We start from the raw sequence: 24009 nt of genomic DNA, 5'->3' as shown, positions 1-24009 counted from the left end.
ATTAATTAATTTTAGTTAAAAGTTAATTAATTAAACAAAGTAATTAATTTAAATTAATAAAACTATTGATCAGCAAGATGTTATCAATGATTTGTAAAGAATAATAAAGAAAATAAGAGCCAACAATCTCGAATCTTGATATGAACCTTAGTGAATCTATCCTAATATCTGCTCATGGACCGGTTAGTATCTTTTCAGTGCCTTGTTCTCTCTGTATTGAGTTTCTTTATCCTCCCTCAATACTCCCCTAATCTCTGTCCTATTTTCTTTTCCCCTTATCTCGTCGCTAACTTTTATAGATTACAAAAACGAGAGCTGTTGGTTCATGCGCTCATCATAGGTCTGTTTTGCGATATAGGCTCTTCGTATCTCTTTGGAATTCATTCGTTTCTGTATATCGCAACGTCGGCGCTTCTCTATAAAATGCATAAAATTTTTCTTAAGGATAAGTGGTTATCGCTCCCCCTCATTAATTCTATATTTGCCCTAGTATTTTCTTATTTTTCCTATCCAACGCTAGCCTTCTTTAACCATAAAATTAATTGGAGCCTACATTCCCTATTCCTGGATGCAAAACATGCTTTTACTATCGACTTCATCTATAGCGGAATAATTTACCTACTCCCTTGTACAATAACTCAAGGAATCCGTAAGATGAGAGGCTTCTTAAGGAGTCGTTCATGTTATTAAAAGGAGCCCCCGTTGCCGAACGGGTCTTAAATAAAATCAAACAGGAAATCTCTAATAGCTCAACACGTCCAGGTCTTGCAGTAGTGCTCATCGGTAATGATCCGGCATCTGAAGTTTACGTCGGTATGAAGGTAAAAAAAGCTACAGATCTCGGCATGGTCTCCAAAGCTCATAGGTTATCTTCTGACGCTACGCTTACTGATATCCTTAAACTTATTGACAGACTCAATAATGATCCGATGATCCATGGGATTTTAGTACAAATCCCCCTACCAAAGCATTTAGATGCCAATGCTGTAATTCAAGCGATCTCTCCAGAAAAAGATGTCGATGGTCTTCACCCCATTAATATGGGAAAGCTTCTCTTAGGACAGCTGGGAGGTTTTGCTCCCTGCACACCTGCAGGGATTATAGAGTTATTGCATTACTATGAAATTCCTCTTCATGGACGTCATGTTGCAGTTGTGGGAAGAAGCAATATTGTCGGCAAGCCTTTGGCGGCTATGTTGATGCAAAAACATCCTTCAACGAATGCTACAGTCACCCTACTTCATAGCCAATCAGAAAACCTTACGGAGATTTTAAAAACAGCGGATATTATCATTGCTGCTGTTGGCGTTCCTTTATTTATTAAAGAAACTATGATCTCTTCTCACGCTATTGTTGTTGATGTCGGGACATCACGAGTCGCTGCAAATAATGACAAAGGGTATACGTTAGTTGGCGATGTAGATTTCAATAATGTCGTTGCCAAATGCAAAGCCGTTTCCCCAGTCCCTGGAGGCGTAGGGCCTATGACTGTGGCCATGCTGATGAAAAATACATGGGAAAGTTACAAAAAATCCTCATCTTAATTTTCTTCTCCTGGATTCTCTATGGATGTAGCACTCCAAAGCTCACGACTTTGGAGGGAGAAAAAATGACAATGCCTTACCGCATTGTCATAGGGAAATATCTGTCACACGAAGAAAGCGAACAGCTAAAAAAAGAAATCGAAGCAGTATTTCATGTCATTGACACGGTCTATAATAATTGGAATAGAGAATCAGAAATCTCAAAAATCAATCACGCAGCTGCAGGGGTAGCTATTCCTCTATCTAAAGAATTATGTGATTTCTTAAAGCAAGTAGACAGTTTTTATCGTATATCTAAGGGAAGATTCGATCCTACTTTAGGACCGTTAAAAACTCTTTGGTTATTACATCTTAAACAACATTCGCTTCCTAATGAACACGTATGGAAATCTTATTACGAAAATTCAGGATGGAAACATATTGATCTTGATGTAACAAATCAAACACTTACCAAAAAACATTCTGATGTACAACTCGACCTTTGTGGTGCGGTAAAAGGATTCGCTGTTGATTGCTTACTAGAAACTTGTCAGCACTTTTGTGTTGATAGCTATGCAGAATGGGGAGGAGAAATTAAAATCTCAGGACGTCATCCCTCAGGAAGGCCATGGCGTATTGCTTCCTCAGCGACCCCCGAAATTATAGAACTCAAAAATACTGCGGTTGCTACAAGTGGAAACTACTACCAACAATGGTCTGTAAATGGGAAAATCTATACCCATATCTTAGATCCTCATACAGGAAAGCCCTTAGAACAGCACGAGTACCCGATTATATCGGCAATGGTTATTCACCCGAGTTGCGCTTTTGCTGATGCGATGGCTACGGTACTCATGACCTTTTCAACAAAAACAGAGGCTTTGGCCTGGGCAAAAGAAAATCACATTGAAGCTTTTATCAACGATAACGCTTCATAGCAGATTCCACTTCCCGTTGCTTCTCTCTTGCTATGATCGTTTGTCGCTTATCATGAGCTTTCTTTCCACGACAGCAGCCAAGACGAATTTTTACATAGCCGCGAGAAAGGAACATCCCTAGAGGAATAATTGTTATACCCTTTTGAGCTACTCTCCCCTCTAATTTTCGAATCTCATATCTATGAAGAAGAAGCTTGCGCTTTCTTCGTTCTTCATGATTATAAATATTACCAAAACGATAGGGAGCAATGCTGGCGTTCAATAACCACGCCTCGCCTTTAGAAATAGCCACGTAAGCATCACCAAGGTTCCCTCCATGATCACGTAGCGATTTTATCTCGGTCCCGGTAAGCACGACTCCGGCTTCTAAAGTATCCAAAACCTCGTAATTGCGTAAGGCTTTGCGGTTAGAAACAATTTCCTTACTGGACATAATTTTTTCCCATTTCTCAACCTAAAGAGTTGGGAAGAAGTATAACAAAAAACACAATTTTCTTTCTTGAACTTAGCAAGGGGGCGGCCTAGAAAAATCCTAGCAAATCTAGAAGACCATAAAATCCCTTTATAGTAATATCCTGCTTTATCCCGGGAAGCTTTTTCTAAGAGGTTCCAAGGACCCCTATTCTCTTAGGGGCAGGATTGAATTTAATGACTTACAGTTGTAGGAAAATATGAAGTTCGTCGTATCCCGAAATGAGGTAGGAAATCTTATAAAAAAAATCCAGAGCGTTGTTCCTCAAAATACTCCTATCCCTGTGCTCACTCATGTCCTTATCGAAACATGTAATGATGAGCTCGTCTTTACAGCTACCGACCTCACTGTAAGCACCCGATGCGTAGCTCAGGCAAAAGTATATGAATCTGGAGCCATTTCCATCCCTTCAAAAAGATTTTTTCAACTCGTGAAGGAATTAACAGAGGCGAATCTTGAAATCTCCGCAACTACTGGAGAAATGGCGAAGATCACCTCAGGATCTTCTTGTTTCCGTCTACTTAGCATGGGAAAAGAAGACTTTCCTATGCTCCCTGACATCCAAAACGCTATAAGATTTACTCTCCCTGCTGAGCAACTCAGAGAGATGTTGCAGCGCACATCATTTGCTGTTTCTCGAGAAGAAAGTCGCTATGTTCTTACAGGAGTTTTATTAACAATTGCCAATGGTATTGTTACTGTAGTAGGTACAGATGGGAAACGCTTAGCAAAGACGGATACAGAAATCTCCTTAGATAAAAGCTTTATCGGCGATTATATTGTTCCTATTAAAGCTGTTGAAGAAATTATTAAGCTATGTTCCGAAGATTCTGAAGCTACAATCTTCTTAGATCAGGCAAAAATTGCTGTAGAATGTGGCAATACATTATTAATTACTAAATTACTTTCTGGGGAATTCCCCGACTTTTCTCCAGTAATCTCTACAGAAAGTAGTGTGCAATTAGATCTTCACAGAGAAGAGTTAATTACCTTGTTAAAACAGGTAGCATTATTCACTAATGAATCTTCGCATTCCGTGAAGTTTACCTTTACTCCCGGAGAGCTCACCCTAACAGCAAACTGTACAAAAGTTGGTGAAGGGAAGGTCAGTATGGCAGTAAACTACTCTGGAGAATTATTAGAAATTGCCTTCAATCCTTTCTTCTTCCTTGATATCTTAAAGCATAGTAAAGACGAGTTAGTTCGCTTAGGCATTTCAGATTCCTATAATCCTGGAATCATTACCGATTCTACTCGTAGCCTATTCGTTATTATGCCAATGAGATTGCATGATGATTAATGAAGATTCTTTCCCTGCGTCTTAAAAATTTTAGAAATTATAAAGAAGCTGAAGTTTCTTTATCTCCGGATATGAACTACATTTTTGGAGAAAATGCCCAGGGAAAAACAAATCTTCTTGAGGCCCTCTATGTTCTATCTTTAGGTAGGTCTTTTCGTACTACACATCTCACAGAGGCTATTTTTTTTGGGTCTTCTCATTTCTTTTTGGAGATGACCTTTGAAAAAGACGGGTTTTGTCATACACTATCTACCTACGTAGATAAGCAGGGGAAAAAAATTCTTTGTGATCACTCCCCTATAAAAACCCTATCGCAATTGATAGGTATGGTGCCTATCGTTCTATTTTCTTCCAAAGATCGTTCTTTAATTTCTGGAGCTCCTGCAGATCGCAGGCTATTTCTTAATCTACTTCTATCTCAATGCGATCCTCAATATAAACACACATTGTCTTATTATCACCGAGCGTTATTACAAAGAAATACCCTACTTAAAACTAAACAGACGTCTACGTTATCGGTTTGGGATGAACAACTTGCCACTCTAGGTGCTTATCTCACAGTAAGCCGGTATTTTTGCTGCGAACAATTAAATCAATTAGTTCAAGAATTATGGAGTAATTCTTTATCAGAACAACTACGCATTAAATTTAAAAGCTCACTAATTAAACAAGGGAATCTTTCCCAAGAAGCTATTATTGAAGAACTTCGTAAACAGCTAACAACAGCACTACATCGTGATTTAGAATTAGGGACAACATCCGTAGGCCCCCATCGTGAGGACTTTACTTTAATGATTAATGACCTTTCTGTAGCACAATTTTCTAGTGAAGGTCAAAAACACAGTTTGCTTGCCATCCTTAGACTCGCAGAATGTCTTTATATAAAAAACATCTATAACGCATGTCCCTTATTCTGTATGGATGACATTCATGCGGGATTGGACAATCATAGAATCTCACAACTACTCGACCTTGCTCCTACTCTAGGGCAAACTTTAATGACCTCTACAAACATCCCTCATCAATCATTATCTGAAACTAGTAAGATCTTTTCAGTTAATCAAGCTCAAATATCAATTCATTCACATTTAATTGTTAATTAGTAATTTGTATTACCTCATAATTAACAGATTAATTATTTTTAAAATAAGTTAATTAAACACGCTGGTTTTTAATAAAAAACTTATTAAAATAATTATATCGGTGTGCAAATGAATAAATTCTTATTAATTTTACTCTTCTTAATATCTGGAACGTCCCTTTTAGCGGATACTTCTATAATTCAAACTCTTCCTTCCGGAATTGATGGGATTAAGGAAACATCGCAGCAAAAAGAATCTGTAATCTGCGTTCACGCATTTTTAAGATCTTACAGGTCATTAAAACCTATCGGTAATGTCTTAGAGAAAGAAAATTACGACGTATTTATCTGGAACTATGAAACTCGCAAATTTACATTAGAGAGACATGCGGATCATCTTGTTAAACTCATCAAAAAGATCGCGGAGTTAAAGCCTGGTGTCCCCATCAATTTCGTAACACATTCTATAGGAGGTGTTATTGTTCGTGTGGCCTTGGCAAAACCTGACTGCCCTCAAGAAGCAAAATGTGGTAAAGCTATACTTATGGCTCCTCCAAATGCAGGATCTACATTAGCAAGACGTTATAGATCTTTAGCGCTTGTACAATTCGTTTTCGGAGGTAAATTAGGCAGACAATTGCTCACCTATTGCCCAAGAAAAATGCTAGATGTTGGCAAACTGCCTTCTACAGTAGATGTTCTTATACTCAGTGGAAATAAACGCAGTAAGTTTCTCCCCTTCCGTTTAGAAAGCGAAAATGACGGAAAGGTATGCACATTTGAGACTCGCCTAGACACTCCTCACAAAGGGTACGTGATCAATACCAATCACACCTATATCATTGCAAACAAGAAATCTATTTTCCTTATGAGGGAGTTTTTAAAACACGGAAATAAAACCGCAGCTATAGAACAAGTCCCTGAAGAAATAGAGCAAAAAGTAAAGGAAAATAAACAAAAGAGCTCTAGACTAAATACGAGCAAAAACAAGGATATCTATGTTATCCATTGTTTTGGCTCTCATCCTTACAATCTCTATGGTTTTCCAAAAACCTGGAAACCTAACTCGCAACAAAAAAGCGGAACAAATCCTGAAACGTTAGGAAAATAAAGAAGGCTATCAATAACAGAGAAAATGGTATCAACATCTTCTCAACAAGCTTCATATTCAAACGACGCCTTGAAATCATTTCCCAAAGGCACAGTACAATATAGCCTCCGTCCAATACAGGAATAGGAAGAAGATTTAAAACAGCTAAATTGATACTTACCAACCCAATCCAAAATAGCGCTTCTGAAATTCCTAATGACCATCCTTTATGTAGCATATGGACAATCCCTACGGGTCCTGATAACCACTGAGGATTCAGTCGCCCTACGACTAGAGCTTTCATAGTACGTAGACTATCTTTAGAAATATTGATGATTAAAGTATCTGGACTAGGATTATACTTTACAGTCATATCCTTCAAAGGGATCCCTAAAGATAGCTTTTGTTTTTCTACTTCTATTCTATCTAGATAATAACGCTGTTGGTCCTGATTCTTAATTTTTTTCGCCATTTCACGACGTTTATTTAAAAGATCATCAGAATAAATACTTATCCAAGGTTTAGGCTGAACAGGAGGCAGCAAGCGATACTGACCTGACTCTCGTACTCCTTGAGTACTTCCTATGGAATTAATAATCGCTAATAGATCCTTAGCATTATAAGAACGGATAAACCTCTCATCAGCAAGTGAAGAATCGACCTCTTCTAACTGCTCTGAAGCCATTTTTTGAACAATTATAGATACCTTATGGTCCTGAACCAAACGCAAGATGTCCGTACTTCCACTAACAGGAGTACCATCTATAGCTATAATACGATCTCCCAACTCCAACTTCTCTTCCATAGGAGGAAACGGAGATTCTGGATCTATAGGCTGTAGCTCACCTTCTACGTAACCATAACTATTGATCACATAAGGTAGAGTATATAAAGAAGACCACTTACCTTTAATGCCAGCTTCATATTGGTTGTCAATAAGTTCATTCCTTACGTAAGGAGATAGATACAACGTACTCGCTAACATTCTAGGAATGCGTAATGATAGTTCCTGATCATAACGAGCAACCTTAACAAAAGCATAGGCTTCATTAAGCATCTGTGAAACTTGCATCGGAGAAAATAGGATTTGCCCATCCATCCATACTAGCCGATCACCTGGTAATATATCCGCTGAATACATAGGAGATTCTTTGGAAATAGGCTCTTGAGAACGATATAAAAGATAGCTGGCTCCAGCAAGAGGGATACCATTTTTATTCACATTGAATTCTGCATCCAAAGAAAATTCACTAGAAGTTTTTGAAAGATACGCAGGATGTACTCCATTCAATGATAGATGCTTATCTAATAAAGCCGAGGTAATAGCATCTTTATCCGAATAATAAGGCTTGCCGTTGCAAGTGATAATCTCATCTCCAAGGTTTAAACCTTTCTCTTTTAAAATAGGATTTGCCCATCCAACAATACGGGAATACTCAGAATAAGCTTTACTTCTTCCTCCAGAGATATGTAAGGCACCAAAAGCTACAAAAGCTAATAAGATGTTAGCCACAGGACCTGCAGCAAGAACAATAATTCTTTTCCATGGGGATTTGCTGAAAAAACCTTGAGGTATATCATAAACAGAGTCTGGGTCAGCAGCCATACCCTTTTCTCTTTTGTCCATACCCTTGATACGAACATAACCCCCAAAAGGGAAAACACCCACACGATATTCTATATTTCTAATCTTCTTTTTATATAAAGCCGGACCAAAACCAATACTAAAACTCTCAACAGTCATACCTACAGACTTGGCTGCTAGTAAATGACCCAATTCATGGATCAATACCAAAACCCCCAAAGCAAGGGCTGCAAGAATAAAATATATTATTGTCATATACGTACCGGGTTATATCTCTTGAGCAAGGGCTCGAGCTTCTTTATCAACTGCAAAGACATCGTCTAATGAAGAGCATGAAGAAACTCTATAATTTTCCATAAGTCTTGTTAACTTATCTAGAATATCGCACCAAGCAATTTCTTCTGTTAAAAATCTTTGAACTAAGACTTCGTTAGCGGCATTAAGAAATGGTCCTGAGGATCCTTTCTCTCTTAATACCTGTCTAGCCAAACCAATACTTGGGAAACGTTCTTCATCTACAGGAAAAAATTCTAATGTTTGTTTTACAGAAAAATCTATCCCTTTATGAGGCGCTGGATACCGTTTCGGAGCGGTTAATGCATGTTGTATAGGAAAGAGCATGCTGGGAGGATTCATTACAGAAAGCACCGTTCCGTCCTGAAATTCTACCATACCATGGATTAAACTTTGAGGATGAACTACAGCATCTATCTCTGCGTTCTCCAATCCGAATAACCAGTAAGCTTCTATTATCTCTAAGCCTTTGTTTACCAATGTCGAAGAGTCCACGGTAATTTTGGCACCCATATTCCATATAGGATGCTTCAAGACATCTCGAATAGTCACACGGCTCAAATCTTCTTTAGACTTGTATAATAAAGGACCTCCAGAAGCAGTTAATACTAACTTTTTTACTTCAGAAGTATTCTTTCCCTCTAAACATTGATACAAGGCATTATGTTCACTATCTATGGGCAAAATTCTCGTTTGGTATTGCTTAGCAATCTCTTTGATAATCTCACCTGCAGAAACTAAGACTTCTTTATTTGCTAGTGCTAGGGTTTTCCCTAATTTCATTGCTTCTATAATTGCTGGCAGAGCGACAACGCCTGAAGATGCAGCAACAATAGTATCGACTTCCCCAGCCGTAGCAGCTGCTAACAAGCCTTCTTCACCTAGGAATACCTCGATATTAGGAAACTCTTTAGAAATCTCAAAATAAGATTGTTCATCGTATACGGAAACTATAGAAGGAGAAAACTCTCGAATTTGTTCGAAAAATACATCCTTATTATTACCGTATGAAGCAAGAGCGACAACCTTGAATAAATGAGGCAAAGACCGGATAATTTTTAAAGTCTGCTGCCCTATACTTCCAGTAGATCCTAAAATGGCTAAATGTTTCAAATAGTAAACCTTAACAAATTAAAAAATCATAACTCTTAGATTAGAGAGTTGTCAATTCTGTATTTGGGCTATTTTTTGAATAAAGTCTTCTATAGGCTAATTTCTTACCATAATGGAATAAAGAAACGAAAATATAAAAAAACATTAATATAAAAACTGAAATACCAGAAGTTGATAACCCCACATCATACGATGTTAAAATTGCTCTAGAACATGCAGGAGCGATTAATGCAGTAAGAGACCCGAAAATCAAAGACCAAAAAAGCATTCCCCTTACAGAAACAACAAACACTTTAGCAATAAGCCCAGGAATTAATAAGAAAGCTAAGGCCATTAAAACTCCAACAGCCCTGAATGCTCCTACTAAGCTTGCTGACAATTGCAAAATAATTAAGTAATCGATGATTTTTACAGGGATCCCTAAAGAAAAAGAGAATACTGAATCAAAAGAAACACAAACAAAACTACGAAAACCAATTAAAGAAACGAATAGATTAAGCAAAAGGATGGTATACACGGGCAAAATATCGCCACGAGTTAATGAATCTGCATTACCTAAGATAAGTTCAGTTCCTATGTGAGCATTGCGCGTGAGAAATACTAGAAAAAGTAAACTCATAGAAAATAATAAAGAGAACACCAAAGCTGTGCTAGCTTCTTCAGGAACACGAAAGATATTTCTTATAAAATGAATAAGAAAACCTGTAAGTAAAGCGGTTGATATGGAGGCCAGGGTAAGGGCTCCTAAAGATAATGATGTTAACTGATGGGTAAATAAACAAATACTCACTAAGCCAAATAATACCGTATGAGAAACTGCATTGGCATACATAGCCATCTTTTTCAAAACTAAGAAGCTCCCCACAAAAGCTCCAGTAAGAGCAATAGCTAAGAATACGATAACTTGAATATCATCGATAAACAAGTGTCCTCGAAAAAGCTCTCCAGAAAAAACTCTCGAGAAAAAGACGATGAAAAATTGGATAAAGGATACCCCATGATACGGGGAAAAGGCTCCTATCATAGTTCCTCCTTCTTATTTGGCTTTTCTGGGATTAATTTATCATGTGGATCATAATGCGGATTATCTAACATTTCCGTAATTGCGTAATCCAACTCATCCGTTAGAACATGCTCCATCTCTTCTGCAAAAACATGAACATTTTCTTCTTTAAATTCTAAAGAATGGACGAGATAACATTCCCATAATCTGTGAGCTCGAACTAACCTTTTCGCTTCGATTTTTCCTTTCTCACTAAGACTCCAGCGACAATCTCTATGCTTTAAAAACCCCTGTAATTCGAGAAGACGGATTCTAAACCTAGGGAAGGGCTTGGGGCCAAAATATTCCTGATACTTACGAGAGCAAACAAAATCTCGTGCCCCTACTTCGGGTAATTGATCCTCTAGTAAATACCAGAACACCTTCAGTAAATGTTCTTGATTCTTGGAAAATGAAAAATGTTTTTTACGTATATAGCGTATTACCCATCCCGATTTTGGCGAAAACATTAAGCAAAGGAAAGCTAAACAACCAGATATAACAACAACGAGAGGACCTGTAGGCAAAGTAATTACCCCTCCATGTCCAGAAACAGAACAACTAAAAGCTACTGAAATATAGCTGCCGAGAGCTCCGCAAATCCCTCCAAACAAACATGAAAGAAGGAAAATAACATTTAACTTATCAGACAACTGACGGGCTGCTAAAGAAGGCGCAACAAACATTGAAGATATCAATACGACACCTACCGAACGCACTCCACTTACAATCACTAAGGAAATAAATATAAGAACAATACTTCCAGAGATACGCGTACTCAATCCACAAGTTGACGCGTAATCTTTATCAAAGATTGTTATGACAATTTGACGATACCACCACCACAAAGTTGCTAAAGAGATAAGGAAAACAAAGACTGCAAGTTTCGCCTCTGCATAACCTAAAGTAGCTGCTTGGCCGTATAAATACGCATTGATGCGATTATATAGTAAAGGACAGCAATCTTTCACATAGCTTGCTAAAATAACCCCTACACCAAAAAAAACAACAAGAACGAAACACAAAGAAGCGTCCTTATGAACCCTTAACACTCTTTCTAAAAATACTATAATTCCGTAGCCAGAAATTGCTGCAAGACAGCCAAAAACAATAATCAAAATAATAGAATCTGTGAAGAAAGAGACTTTGTAGGTTAACAAAGCTCCCAGAAGCAATCCTGGATAAGAAGCGTGAGAAAGACTCTCGCTCAAAAGAGGCTGTCGGCCTACGAGAAGCAAAGTCCCCCATAAAGCCGTTGTCATACAAATTAAAGTAACAGCTAGAAAGCTTGATAAAAAAACAGAACCAATAAAAGCACAATCGAGCATTTAATACGCTCCTTGTTGCTTCCCTCGGGATAATTTAAGAGTGCGGTCTAAGAGCTCCAACTCACAACCATAGGCTTGGAAAATGTTTTTGCTTGTTAAACATTCATCAACCGGTCCAGAACAAATGAGATGCTTATTCAATAAAATAATGTGATCAAATAGTTGGCGCACATGACTCAGATCATGATGCACAACAACAATAGTCCTTCCTTGCTCCTGCAAATCCCGCAATACCTCTACAACAGTCTGATATGAAGCCATATCTATAGCAGAAAACAATTCATCCATAAGATATAGATCAGCTTTTTGCATAAGAGCTCGAGCAAGGAAAGCTCTCTGTTGTTGTCCTCCAGAGAGCTTTCCTATTTGTCTATTTGCCAAATCAGATAGACCTACGCGCTCTAAAATATTGAAGGCTTCCTCGCGATCATCAGCCGTTATTCTTCCCCACATTCCTTTGTAGCCGTAGCACCCCATGAGAACAAGATCTAAAACTGTCATGGGAAAATCCCAATCCACACTAGCTCTTTGTGGCATATAAGCAACACGTTGATGCACTTTTTTAAACTTATTTCCAAAAAACAAAGTATGGCCCGCCGAAGGTCGTATTAATCCGAGCGAGGTTTTTAAAAGAGTACTCTTCCCTGCACCATTCGGCCCTAAAACTGCTGTTAAAGATCCTTTTCTTAAAGAAAAGGAAACATGGCATAAAACATCGGAATGATCATAGTTCACGCATAAATCATGTACTGACCAAGCAATTTCATTTTGTCTATTCAAGAAACAGTTCCTCCGAGCTCTTCAGTGATTGTGCTCACATTATGCTTAAATGTATTAAAGTAATCATGTTTAACATTATCACTATATAAAGGACGAGCTGACAATCGGATATTATGCTCCTTTTTCAAACACGAAGCAATTTTTTTAAGAGCATCTTGATTTAGGGTATCTTCAGGGAATATAACATGAACATTATGTTCGTGGATATAGTCTACGACAAGCATGATATCGCGAATGCTAATCTGAGCTTCAGGAGATATCCCTTCAGGAGACATACACCTCTTATTCCAAACATTCGCCTGCACCTCTTCTGGAGTTGCTAAATACCGTCTTGTAAAATAACTAAAAGCATTGTGACCAGAAACTAAATATCTAGATTCTTTAGGGATTGTAGATAGACATCTTTGTGCCCAGCTATCCAACACATGCATTTCTTCTATTAATTCCTTGGAATTAGCGGCAAATTGTTCTTCATATTCTGGAAATTCAGCAATTAAAGCTGTAGTTATCTCTTTAGCCGCTTCTGTCCAGATACTCATATCTGTCCAAATATGCGGGTCATAGAATCCATCTTCTTCTATAGGGGAAAACACTTTACGAGCTATTAATCGTTCTCCGATACTCACAGTCTTAGAATTTCCCTCTAAATGCTTACGTAAGCTTGCTGTGTGCTCCAAACCAAGACCATTACAGAAGATGAGCCTACTCATTGCCATTTTATCCTCATCACCTTTGACCATCTCATAAGCATGGGGATCTATAGCGCCATCAATAAGAACTATTGAACACAGTGTATCTCCTATAATTCTAGACACACAATCGTGTATCATCCGATTCATAGATAATACACAGGCTTTATTATCACTATTGTGCACCTTAGAAGAAGAACATCCGGAAACAAGAAAAACTAAAAATAAGCAGATTGAAAGTTTTACTCTTTTGAATAGACGTGCTGACGACATACGCCTCCATTTAGGGACAAGAAACTAATAAAAATCAAAATAATGGAAGCCGTAAAGTATATAAAAAAGAGAGAAAAAAATCCCGTTATTTATTAGAAAACCTAGTCCAGGAACTAATAAACAAGGAAATAATGAAAATAAAGCAGAAAGGTGCACTTCACATTTTCACGCTTATAAATGAAACAAAAAAAACAAGTTTCATGACAATCAAAAGGCTTTTAATTATAAAGCAATAAATGTTACAGCTAAAGACTTCTTATCCTTATGATTGTTTCAAAGTTATTTATGAAACAGAACGATCTTTTCCTGGAAAATAACATTGCGAAAAAAAGCAAAATCCAACATAAATTACGTCTCTAAATAAACAGAACTTTAATTTTATTTTTCTAAACGTTAAATTGAAAGTATGCCAAATTCTTTCTTATAAAATTTATAAAGCGCGTCGATTAATTTTTACGAAGATTTAGCAAGTTATAAAGGTGGGTTTCATGGCCGTAGAACAGTCGAATATAAATGAAGAAATAGAAAAACTGATCTCAAAAGCTATTAGAAAGGTCTGCGGGGATAAGGAAAACGATCTATGTCGCTATCTTCCAGGACCCAGTGGTGGTTACATGCACCATTTTACATTAAAGAAAATGAAAAGTGCCGCCCCAGAACAATTTCTAAAAATGCTAAAAACATTTATCTTAGAATCTGATTCACCAAGAGCCATTAATCCAAAGCCTCGAGCACCTAGAGGGTCTAAAAAACGTAGAGACTTTATTAACTTTACGAAAACTGATATAGAACGTGTTCTAGAATTAGCCAGACAAGTAGGAGACAAAGATCTCTTAGCACGGTTTAGCCCCAAAAAACCCCTGCCTTCTTTAAAAAGAGAGCTTATTCGTTCCATCCGTAACGGAATAGTTAGTGTTGAGTTATGGAATGCGTACGTAGAAGCTGTAAGAACTAATTCTTCAAACTTGGATTCTCCTCAGTCTTTCGTTTAAAAAAAACCTTACAATCGGCTAAGTCAAATAAATATTTTAGCCGATTTTTCCCTAGTCTCTAGAGAGCTTTAGGAGAGCTTCTGGTTTCTCCCTTCCTTTTTTCTTGTCAATAGAGAAAAAAATTGGTATGTTAGAAGACTAAAAAACTAAAAATTAACTGTTTTAAAGACAAAACTATTAATAACTTATAAATTATAAAACTAAGCTATTTCAGAGGGTAAATATGACACAAACAGCGGAAAAACCTTTTGGAAAATTGCGCTCCTTTCTTTGGCCAATACATATGCATGAGCTGAAAAAGGTGCTGCCAATGTTCCTAATGTTCTTCTGTATTGCGTTTAACTACACCGTATTGCGTGATACAAAAGACACTCTTATCGTAACGGCTCCCGGCTCCGGTGCAGAGGCTATACCCTTCATCAAATTATGGCTTGTCGTTCCCTGTGCTGTTGTCTTCATGCTTATCTATGCCAAGCTAAGCAATATTTTAAGCAAGCCAGCCCTCTTCTACACAGTCATCACCCCATTTCTTTTATTCTTCGCTTTATTCCCTACAGTGATTTATCCATTCCGTCACATCCTACACCCAACGGATTTTGCCGATAAATTACAGACCATCCTTCCTCAGGGGTTGATGGGTTGTGTAGCTATGCTAAGAAACTGGACCTTTGCAGCGTTTTACGTGCTTTCTGAGCTATGGGGAAGCGTTATGCTCTCCTTAATGTTCTGGGGTTTTGCTAATGAAATTACCAAAATTAGCGAAGCTAAACGTTTCTACGCTTTATTCGGAGTTGGTGCTAACATCGCTTTACTAGCTTCCGGACGTTCTATTATCTGGGCTTCTAAGCTACGTGCTAGCGCTACAGGAAATACAGATCCTTGGGGACTTTCCCTTTACCTCTTAATGAGTATGGTTATTCTTTCCGGCGGCGTAATTATTCTATGCTACTGGTGGATGAATAAGTGCGTTCTTACAGATCCTAGATTCTATGATCCTAAAGAATTGAACAAATCCAAGAAATCCAAGCCAAAAATGAGCATGAAGGAAAGCTTTGCTTATTTAGCAAGATCTCCTTACATGTTATTACTAGCCCTTCTTGTTATTTGCTACGGCGTTTGTATTAACCTCGTAGAAGTTACCTGGAAGAGCCAATTGAAAATGCAATACCCAAATGCTAACGAATATAGCCAGTTTATGGGTAACTTCTCATTCTGGACCGGGGTTGTATCCGTTATCGTGATGTTATTTGTCGGTGGTAACGTTATCCGTAAATTCGGTTGGTTAACAGGAGCTCTCGTAACTCCAGTTATGGTATTGTTAACAGGCGTTCTTTTCTTCGCTCTAGTTATCTTCAGAGATCAGGCTTCTGGAATCGTAGCTACGTTAGGAACCACACCATTAATGCTTGCTGTTATGGTTGGGGCTATCCAAAACATTCTATCTAAATCCACGAAATACGCCCTCTTCGATGCAACAAAAGAAATGGCCTACATTCCATTGGATCAAGAACAAAAAGTTAAAGGAAAAGCTGCTATTGACGTAGTTGCTGCTCGTTTCGGAAAATCCGGCGGTTCTTTAATCCAACAAAGTCTTCTAGTGGTTTGTGGAAGTATTGGAGCGATGACTCCTTACCTAGCAATAGCTCTCTTCTTGATTATTGCTGTATGGTTAGTCTCAGCTACAAAACTTAATAAGCTATTCTTAATTCAATCTGCGATCAAAGAACAAGAACTTGCAGGAGAAGAAGCCGCTGCTGCTTCTGAAGTTGCTAGTTCTTCCACAACAATTCAGGGTACACCTGCTGTTGAGAACGCTTCTTCGTAATTGAAGTAGAGATTTTAGTAGAAGAAATCCTCACCTGTTTACAAGTGAGGATTTTTTTTGTCTTTAAATATCTGCCGGGATTTCGGCTCTACTCCCCGTTTCTAAATCAACAGTGTATCTTCTAGCATTTATGACATTGTTTAGGAGGGCATCTATATTTACTATTTTCTCATGAAACCTCATACGATGATTAAAATAGCAACAGATATGCCTAAAGGCGTTATTCTCATTTTGGTTTATACACTTTCTATATTGAGTAATGTTCTTGTATTCTGAATACGTTGATAGAGCTATTCCAGGCTCATAATTAGGATGAGATTCGTCAATAAAATCTCCTAGAAAGCCTCTTGCAAGACTTCGCATCCCTCCCTCAGGGGTAGACCTATCTATCCAAAACAGAAATTGCCAAGAAGAAATAGGCGTTGAGCGAATGAGTTGTAATTGTTCCCACGACAATCCATGCAAACACATACATAAAAGAAGGTTTCTTACTCCCTCTTCGGTAAATTCTATACGCAGCTCGTTAGATATTTTATCCTGATCTTTCTCATTGATATATCTGCTATAGTCTCCCTGACAAACAATCAATAATCTATCCACTATAGCTTCTATAGCTTGATGATTCCAGTGACCATTTCTAGCATGATTCATCAAACAAGAGTATTCTGACTCACTTACTTCTTGAACTATTCCATATAAATGTAGGTTAAAAATCGTTTGTGGTTTCAAACTATTATCTGAAGACTGGTGGATCAAACCTAGTTCAGAAAACCAATAATCTCCTGAATATTGCCAATCTTGTCTTATTTCATTTCCCTCTAAAACCTCACTACTACCCAATTCTATAAACCGTTGCATCCAATATAGAGGGCAATTTTCTATAAGTAATTTATCCAAGTTAAAAATGTCCTGATTATTAATTTCTCTATCTAAGTTATCAACACCAAAAGCTATGATAGCTTCCCTTAGTTGTGAAGAAAGCTTATCTAAATTATTCCTAATAGAAGAGTTTTCAAATTCTCTAAAATTACAAACAGAGGTTACTAATTCTCTAAATGTTATAATGTTTAAGTCCTGAGTAGTTACTAAATCAAAAAACACCTTAGAGAATTTTGATTTAATCACCTGGCGAAATCCCAAAGGAATATGCGTATTTTTTGGTTGTGAATACTTGATAATAAGCTGTGCGGTAACAAAAGATAAAATACACCAACCTAAGCCACCAAGTAATAAGGAAATAGTAAGATTTATAGATAAGGGTAAAATTAATAAAGAAATTAGACCTGAAACAATACATAAAACACTCAAAACAATTAGCACAATTGTTTGAGATATTGTTGGCCTCTTCGACTGCATATATCGACAAACCACTTCTTGTTTAGGAAGTGTTTGGTGAGCAAAAAGATTCGCAGCTTTCATGAATTATACTAAATAAGATAAAAATCAAAATATTAAATTATAATTATTGAATTTATAGATTTTTATATTTACAACAAAATGCGCCTGTAACAATAAAATATATAAATTGTAAATACAAGTACTATTCTATTTTCATCTTCATAAATAAATTAAACTCACCTTCTTGTATTCTAGTAGTATTGACAACTAACGATGCTCAGTCTAACATGACTCTCTCTGAAATTGACAAAACACCTGCTGTATTTTGAAAGAGTATAAATTAGAAAATATTCGAAACTTTTCTATTATTGCGCATATTGATCACGGAAAATCTACAATTGCTGATCGCCTGCTTGAAAGTACAAGTACTGTTGAGCAAAGAGAAATGCGTGAACAGCTCCTGGATTCTATGGATCTTGAGCGAGAACGTGGGATCACCATTAAAGCGCATCCCGTGACTATGTATTATGAATACAATGGTGAAGTTTATCAGCTTAATCTCATAGACACTCCCGGCCACGTAGATTTTTCTTATGAAGTTTCGCGTTCTCTAGCAGCTTGTGAAGGTGCTTTGCTTATTGTTGACGCTGCTCAAGGTGTGCAAGCGCAGAGTTTAGCTAACGTGTATCTAGCATTAGAGCGTGATTTAGAGATTATTCCTATTTTAAATAAGATTGATCTGCCTGCTGCCAATCCAGAGAGAATCCGCAAACAAATCGAAGATTACATAGGGTTAGATACCACCCACGCAATCGCCTGTTCGGCAAAAACAGGAGAAGGAATCTCTGAGATTCTTGAGGCAATAATAGAACTTATTCCTCCACCAAAGCTCCCTGAAGAAACTGAATTAAAAGCTTTAATTTTTGACTCTCACTACGATCCTTATGTGGGAATTATGGTCTATGTCCGTGTGATCAGCGGAGAGATCAAAAAAGGTGATCGCATTACTTTTATGGCGACAAAAGGTTCTGCTTTTGAAGTCTTAGGTGTTGGTGCTTTCCTTCCTGAGGCTACGTTAATTGAAGGATCGCTACGTGCGGGTCAGGTAGGCTATTTCATTGCCAACCTAAAAAAAGTAAAAGATGTGAAAATTGGGGATACCGTAACTACGGTAAAACATCCGGCAAAAGTACCTCTGGATGGATTTAAGGAAATTAATCCCGTGGTTTTTGCAGGTATCTACCCTATTGATTCCTCAGATTTCGATACTTTGAAAGATGCTTTAGGACGTTTACAGCTTAATGATTCAGCTTTAACTATAGAGCAAGAGAGTAGCCATTCTTTAGGTTTTGGCTTCCGTTGTGGATTTTTAGGGCTACTACATTTAGAGATTGTCTTTGAAAGAATTATCAGAGAGTTTGACCTTGATATTATCGCTACAGCACCTAGCGTAATCTATAAAATTGTCTTAAAAAATGGAAAAACCCTGTTTATAGACAATCCTACGGCCTACCCTGATCCTTCTATTATTGAGCATTTAGAAGAGCCTTGGGTGCATGTGAATATCATTACACCTCAAGAATACCTAAGCAGTATTATGAACTTATGTTTAGATAAACGTGGAGTGTGTCTAAAAACAGAAATGTTAGATCAGCATAGATTAGTTCTTTCTTATGATCTTCCTTTAAATGAAATCGTCTCAGATTTTAATGACAAATTAAAATCTGTAACCAAAGGCTATGGATCCTTTGATTACCGTTTAGGAGATTACCGTAAAGGCTCGATCATAAAGCTTGAAATTCTAATCAATGATGAGCCTGTTGATGCCTTTTCATGTCTTGTACATAGGGACAAGGCAGAAGCTCGTGGACGAAGTATCTGTGAAAAGCTTGTTGATGTAATTCCTCAGCAACTTTTTAAAATTCCTATTCAAGCTGCTATCAATAAAAAAGTAATCGCTCGCGAAACGATTCGTGCTCTTTCCAAAAACGTTACTGCAAAGTGTTATGGTGGCGATATCACGAGAAAACGCAAACTCTGGGAAAAGCAGAAAAAAGGTAAAAAGCGTATGAAGGAATTCGGAAAAGTTTCTATTCCAAATACTGCTTTTATTGAAGTTCTCAAAATCGACTAATTCCCTCTGTATAGGCAATACTCCCCCTCTTTCTGAAAAATAGTACAAGGGATATTCCTAACGATTTTCCTCTGCCCTTATTACCTATAAGGAATTAAAACTTAAATATTTTAAATAGATAAACAATAAAAGAAAGGGTGCCGAAGCACCCCTGGAAGAGACAAGAAACTTGTCAAAAGATTCGACCATTATGTCGAAACTCTTACATTTTTTTTCAAAAATTATTTTACTGCTGTTGTAGTTTTAGTCCCTATCCAGTCTGTATGGTAGAATTCTCCTCGAGGTCTATCCTTACGTTCGTAAGAATGCGCTCCAAAATAATCTCGTAGTCCTTGAGCTAAAGCTATTGAAGAGTCTTTTGTTCGGTAACCATCATAGAAGGTCAAAGCAGCTGCTAAACAAGGCACAGGATATCCTGAACCAACTGCGTAAGCAACAGTTCTACGCCAGCCAGATTCTGAGTTTTGTAATGTGGATTTGAAATAGGTTTGTAAAATTAGCGAAGGAGCCTCGGGTTCATTTTCAAAGCCTTTATGGATAGCATCTAAAAATGCGCTTTGGATGATACAGCCTCCTCTCCACAATAGAGCGAGCTCTCCGAAATTTAGATTCCATTGATGCTCTTCTGATGCTTGTTTTAACAGCATGAATCCTTGAGCATAGCTAATAATTTTCGAAGCATATAATGCCTGGAATACATCTTCGATAAAAAGATGCGGGTCTCTGGGTTTTTCAAAGACTATAGGAATACCAGGAAGTTCGCTAGCAGCCTGTTCTCGTACCGTTTTCCATGAAGAGAGAAAGCGCGCTAATACAGATTCAATAATTAAAGAAAGAGGGACTCCAGAGTCGATAGCATCTATGGCTGTCCAGCGGCCTGTCCCCTTTTGTCCTGCGACATCTAAAATTGTATCAATAACAGGAGATCCGTCAGGACCTTTTAAAGAAAGCACCTCTACAGAAATTCTCATAAGGTAGCTTTCTAACTCTCGGCTATTCCATTCGGCAAAAATTTCCGATATACCCTCTGGAGAGATGCCTAAACGTGTCCTTAATAATCCGTAAGCTTCGCAGATTAATTGTATATCTCCGTATTCAATACCATTATGTACAGTCTTTACATAATGCCCTGCCCCTCCAGAGCCAACCCAACAACAGCAGGGGTTACCATGAACCTTAGCAGAAATACCTTGAAAGATAGGGGCTATAGCTGGCCACGCCTCACTATTACCTCCGGGCATAATAGAAGGTCCCTTGCGAGCACCTTCCTCGCCTCCAGAAATCCCCATCCCTACAAAAAGTATGCCCTTTTCTTTGAGGTCTCGGCATCGCCTTTCTGAATCTTTATAATAGCTGTTTCCCCCGTCGATAATAATATCTCCAGGTTCAAGATAAGGTAGCAATGATTCGATACTTTGATCTACAGGAGCTCCTGCTTTGATCATCAGCATCACTTTTCTAGGACGTTTTAAAGAACGCACAAAGTCTTCTAAATTTTCGTGTCCCTGAAGGAGGGTATTTTGAGAATGTTCTTGTAGAAACTCTCGGGTTTTCTCTGGACTACGGTTATAAACAGAAATAGAAAAACCGTGATCTATCATGTTTAATACAAGGTTTTTCCCCATTACAGCTAAACCAATTAGCCCAATATCTGCTTGCTCTGTCACCGATCCTCCTCGACACTTAAATTAGATGCAAAACTAATTTTTTCTTTTTTCCTTGTGCTAGTAAAACATATTGATCGTAACAAACTTGACGTTCTTCAAACACACTGTGCTCATCAGCTATAGGTTCACTATTTACATAGAGACCTTTCTGTTCGATCAATCTTCTAGCCTCTCCTTTAGAGTTACAGAATCCCACCCCAACAAAGAGATCTATCCATCGTTTGCCAAGGGTCTGTACGCGATCTAAAGAGATTCCTTGGCCCATAGAAATAAGATCTTGGAAATCTTTCTCAGAAATGGAAGATACTTTACCAGGATGCATACTTTGAGTAACCATTTGAGCTTTCTTAAGCCCATCTTCACCGTGTATGGAAGTAACTATAGTTTCAGTAACAAACTTCTTCACAGCTATGGGATCTGAAAGGAACTTCTTATCTAAATCAAAGATTTCTTCATTGCTCAATAAAGTTAGCGTGCGTGCTATTTTAGGAACCTCTGCATCGGGCAATCTTAAAAAGTACTGGTATAGCTCATAAGGAGAAGTTAAAGTAGGATCCAGCCAAATAGTTCCCGATTCGGTCTTCCCGATCTTCTTCCCTTGGCTATTTGTTAATAATGGGTACGTTAGCCCATAGGCCTGTCCTAATCCCTTACGACGGATATAATCAATTCCTGAGGTAATGTTCCCCCACTGATCACTTCCTCCGCACTGCAAAGCTATCCCATGCTTTTCAAATAGATGGGCAAAATCATATGATTGCAAGAGGATGTAGCTAAATTCAGTATAACTAATGCCCTCTTCGGACTGAATACGCTGTTTAATTGTATCCTTGCCTAGCATTGTTCCTAATCTAAAGTGCTTCCCTACATCTCGAAGAAAATCAATCACGGTGGTGCCTTGAAACCACTCCATGTTGTTCACTATTTGCACTCCAGGCAAATAGTGAGAAAGACACTCGGAAAGCTTCTTGCTATTGTGCGCTACCTCATTACTCTCCAGCAAAGTACGCTCTATACTTTTCCCTGATGGGTCCCCTATCATCCCCGTAGCAGAGCCTACTAGAGCTACAGGAGTAATACCAAAGCTAGCCATTCTACGTAAAAAGCATATCCCTATCCAATGTCCAATATGGAGAGAAGCGGCTGTAGGATCAAATCCGAGATATGCGGAAATGGGAGATTCTACACTGTCTAATCCATGAGAAAAATCTTCTAAAATTCCTCGATCCTTCAGATGCTTTATGAAATCCCGCATGACAACTACAAAAAAATCTTAATAATTGAAGTACTATCTTAACTATCGGTCTTCTTATATGCAAGATTCCCCTTCTATGATTAGTTCTATACAGAAAAAATAATGGAGAAAAATCCATTTTTAGATTAAAATGGATCGTTTTTTCTTTTTAAAGGTTTTCAGTGGCTGCTATAACCCCACATTCAAGTAATACCCCAAGTATTCAACAAACACAAAGTAAAACAGCAAAATTTATTCCATCTACCACGCTTATCCGTATCACTTCGGCGGTACTTCTTACTCTCGCAATTTTAGCTGTAGTGGGAAGCTGCGCAGCTTTAATACTTACTACAAATCTCTGGTTCTTATTATTAAGCGCGGCTGGAGGACTCTGTTTAAGTCTTGGAATTATTGTAAACTTTACATTTCCTACTAAAAAAGAAGGAAAACAGATTTGTTAAATAAAGGCGGATAAAGCTGCTCGAAGTTTAATCAAAGCTTTGGAATGAATCTGAGAGACGCGAGATTCGCTAACTCCAAGAATTTTGCCAATTTCCTTAAGAACTAGCTCTTCATAATAATATAGAGCCATCACCTTTCGTTCTTTCTCCTCTAAGCCCTCTATAGCGTTGGCTAAAAATGAGGAGAATTCTTTTTTATCGACGATATCGTACCCTGTTTCCGCCCGTTCGTCAGGAATGCGCTCTTCTAAAGCTACACCCGACTCTCCGTCGGATAGTGAAGGTCTTTCCTCATTTAAGGAAATGATCAAAGCCGGACGCGCTGAAATAAACCATCCGGAAAGCTCTTGTTGGGAAATTTGAAAATACTCGCAAAGATCTCCATCTGTAGGCTCCCTTCCTAGAGACTGCCTTAAGGTATCCATAGCCTCTGAAAGCTTATTTGCCTTTTGATGAACGCTTCTAGGAACCCAATCCTGCTTCCTTAAATCATCGATAATAGCAGCCTTAATTAAAAACAGGGCGTAACCTTCGAAACGACGACTTTTCTCTGGATCAAAGCGCTCTACGGCGCGCACTAATCCCTCTACTCCGGAAGCATACAGGTCTTCGGTCTTTACATGGGAAGGCATACCTGAAATCAAACGGTGAACTACACATTTGACTAGATGTAGGTAAAAATCGATCAAAGTATCTCGATACTCAATCTCTTGGGTTTCCCAATATAATTCCCAAATCTCAGAAATGTTTTGCGTGTTTTGTGTTTTCACAAATTTTTTCTTCAGTAATTATTTTAAGATTAAATAAAAAATATTTTAAACAACATTCTAATTAAAAGAATTTATTCATT

General features: G+C 37.9%; 21 protein-coding genes. 10 read left to right on the top strand and 11 right to left on the bottom strand.

All coding sequences use genetic code 11. From position 1 onward, the window contains the following. Positions 1–174 precede the first annotated feature (174 nt). Genes mreD through CCA_RS02250 form a run of 3 tightly spaced genes read left to right on the top strand, consistent with a single transcriptional unit; the run spans position 175 to position 2461 of the window. Positions 175–690 carry a rod shape-determining protein MreD gene (gene mreD / locus CCA_RS02260; protein WP_011006411.1) on the top strand — a complete coding sequence of 172 codons (516 nt, stop codon included), beginning with the start codon at positions 175–177 and terminating at the stop codon, positions 688–690. Further along, positions 681–1544, top strand: a complete 864-nt coding sequence (folD, locus tag CCA_RS02255; protein ID WP_011006410.1) for a bifunctional methylenetetrahydrofolate dehydrogenase/methenyltetrahydrofolate cyclohydrolase FolD — start codon at positions 681–683, stop codon at positions 1542–1544. The genes mreD and folD overlap by 10 nt, the downstream gene beginning before the upstream one ends. Further along, positions 1514–2461 carry an FAD:protein FMN transferase gene (locus CCA_RS02250; RefSeq protein ID WP_011006409.1) on the top strand — a complete coding sequence of 316 codons (948 nt, stop codon included), beginning with the start codon at positions 1514–1516 and terminating at the stop codon, positions 2459–2461. The genes folD and CCA_RS02250 overlap by 31 nt, the downstream gene beginning before the upstream one ends. On the opposite strand, the gene smpB is transcribed toward CCA_RS02250, so the two are convergent. Continuing rightward, the gene (gene smpB / locus CCA_RS02245; RefSeq protein WP_011006408.1) at positions 2442–2894 is read right to left on the bottom strand and encodes an SsrA-binding protein SmpB; all 453 of its coding nucleotides are present in this window, start codon (positions 2892–2894) and stop codon (positions 2442–2444) included. The genes CCA_RS02250 and smpB overlap by 20 nt on opposite strands. 238 nt (positions 2895–3132) lie before the next feature. Between smpB and dnaN the strand changes: the two genes are divergently transcribed. The 3 genes from dnaN (at position 3133) to CCA_RS02230 (ending at position 6425) form a co-directional block, all read left to right on the top strand. After that, the gene (dnaN, locus tag CCA_RS02240; protein WP_011006407.1) at positions 3133–4233 is read left to right on the top strand and encodes a DNA polymerase III subunit beta; all 1101 of its coding nucleotides are present in this window, start codon (positions 3133–3135) and stop codon (positions 4231–4233) included. Then, positions 4233–5336, top strand: a complete 1104-nt coding sequence (gene recF, locus CCA_RS02235) for a DNA replication/repair protein RecF (RefSeq protein ID WP_011006406.1) — start codon at positions 4233–4235, stop codon at positions 5334–5336. The genes dnaN and recF overlap by 1 nt, the downstream gene beginning before the upstream one ends. A 108-nt stretch (positions 5337–5444) precedes the next feature. Continuing rightward, positions 5445–6425, top strand: coding sequence for an esterase/lipase family protein (locus tag CCA_RS02230; RefSeq protein ID WP_011006405.1), 981 nt, complete (start codon positions 5445–5447; stop codon positions 6423–6425). Here CCA_RS02230 and CCA_RS02225 read toward each other — a convergent pair. From CCA_RS02225 to CCA_RS02200, 6 genes are read right to left on the bottom strand one after another with little or no spacing between them, the layout of a single operon-like run. Continuing rightward, positions 6376–8244 (bottom strand): site-2 protease family protein, encoded by a 1869-nt coding sequence (locus tag CCA_RS02225; RefSeq protein ID WP_011006404.1) that lies wholly within the window; start codon positions 8242–8244, stop codon positions 6376–6378. The two genes, CCA_RS02230 and CCA_RS02225, sit on opposite strands and share 50 nt — an antisense overlap. Before the next feature lie 12 nt (positions 8245–8256). Next, a complete protein-coding gene (dxr, locus tag CCA_RS02220) occupies positions 8257–9396 on the bottom strand; it encodes a 1-deoxy-D-xylulose-5-phosphate reductoisomerase (protein ID WP_011006403.1) in 1140 nt (379 codons plus the stop codon). Between the two features lie 40 nt (positions 9397–9436). After that, positions 9437–10420 carry a metal ABC transporter permease gene (locus CCA_RS02215; protein WP_011006402.1) on the bottom strand — a complete coding sequence of 328 codons (984 nt, stop codon included), beginning with the start codon at positions 10418–10420 and terminating at the stop codon, positions 9437–9439. After that, on the bottom strand, positions 10417–11766 hold the full coding sequence (locus CCA_RS02210; RefSeq protein ID WP_011006401.1) for a metal ABC transporter permease: 1350 nt from the start codon (positions 11764–11766) through the stop codon (positions 10417–10419). Before CCA_RS02210 ends, CCA_RS02215 begins: the two co-directional genes overlap by 4 nt. After that, complete coding sequence (locus CCA_RS02205) at positions 11767–12546, bottom strand: metal ABC transporter ATP-binding protein (protein WP_011006400.1); 780 nt, start codon at positions 12544–12546, stop codon at positions 11767–11769. It lies immediately after the preceding gene. Beyond that, the gene (locus CCA_RS02200) at positions 12543–13508 is read right to left on the bottom strand and encodes a metal ABC transporter solute-binding protein, Zn/Mn family (RefSeq protein ID WP_011006399.1); all 966 of its coding nucleotides are present in this window, start codon (positions 13506–13508) and stop codon (positions 12543–12545) included. The genes CCA_RS02205 and CCA_RS02200 overlap by 4 nt, the downstream gene beginning before the upstream one ends. Positions 13509–13996: 488 nt before the next feature. On the opposite strand from CCA_RS02200, the gene CCA_RS02195 reads away from it, so the two are divergent. Beyond that, complete coding sequence (locus CCA_RS02195) at positions 13997–14500, top strand: DNA binding protein DdbA (protein ID WP_011006398.1); 504 nt, start codon at positions 13997–13999, stop codon at positions 14498–14500. Between the two features lie 223 nt (positions 14501–14723). Beyond that, positions 14724–16325 (top strand): NTP/NDP exchange transporter Npt1, encoded by a 1602-nt coding sequence (gene npt1 / locus CCA_RS02190; protein ID WP_011006397.1) that lies wholly within the window; start codon positions 14724–14726, stop codon positions 16323–16325. A gap of 63 nt (positions 16326–16388) precedes the next feature. Here npt1 and CCA_RS02185 read toward each other — a convergent pair whose 3' ends face one another. Continuing rightward, positions 16389–17744 (bottom strand): DUF1389 domain-containing protein, encoded by a 1356-nt coding sequence (locus CCA_RS02185; protein ID WP_011006396.1) that lies wholly within the window; start codon positions 17742–17744, stop codon positions 16389–16391. Between the two features lie 244 nt (positions 17745–17988). Here CCA_RS02185 and lepA point away from each other — a divergent pair, with 244 nt between their 5' ends. Beyond that, positions 17989–19797: a translation elongation factor 4 gene (gene lepA / locus CCA_RS02180; RefSeq protein WP_011006395.1), complete on the top strand. Its 1809-nt coding sequence runs from the start codon at positions 17989–17991 to the stop codon at positions 19795–19797. 221 nt (positions 19798–20018) lie between these two features. Here the strand turns inward: lepA and gnd are convergent, their stop codons facing one another. Then, the gene (gnd, locus tag CCA_RS02175; RefSeq protein WP_011006394.1) at positions 20019–21464 is read right to left on the bottom strand and encodes a decarboxylating NADP(+)-dependent phosphogluconate dehydrogenase; all 1446 of its coding nucleotides are present in this window, start codon (positions 21462–21464) and stop codon (positions 20019–20021) included. Between the two features lie 16 nt (positions 21465–21480). After that, complete coding sequence (tyrS, locus tag CCA_RS02170) at positions 21481–22719, bottom strand: tyrosine--tRNA ligase (RefSeq protein ID WP_011006393.1); 1239 nt, start codon at positions 22717–22719, stop codon at positions 21481–21483. A 161-nt stretch (positions 22720–22880) separates the two neighbouring features. On the opposite strand from tyrS, the gene CCA_RS02165 reads away from it, so the two are divergent. Then, a complete protein-coding gene (locus tag CCA_RS02165) occupies positions 22881–23159 on the top strand; it encodes a hypothetical protein (RefSeq protein ID WP_011006392.1) in 279 nt (92 codons plus the stop codon). Here CCA_RS02165 and CCA_RS02160 read toward each other — a convergent pair. Next, positions 23156–23929, bottom strand: coding sequence for a FliA/WhiG family RNA polymerase sigma factor (locus CCA_RS02160; RefSeq protein ID WP_011006391.1), 774 nt, complete (start codon positions 23927–23929; stop codon positions 23156–23158). The two genes, CCA_RS02165 and CCA_RS02160, sit on opposite strands and share 4 nt — an antisense overlap. Positions 23930–24009 lie beyond the last annotated feature (80 nt).

Origin of the sequence: Chlamydia caviae GPIC (assembly GCF_000007605.1) — a bacterium.
Taxonomy (GTDB): Bacteria; Chlamydiota; Chlamydiia; order Chlamydiales; family Chlamydiaceae; genus Chlamydia; species Chlamydia caviae.
Note: the sequence above shows the minus strand (reverse complement) of the source record. Positions and strands in the feature narration are given on the sequence as shown.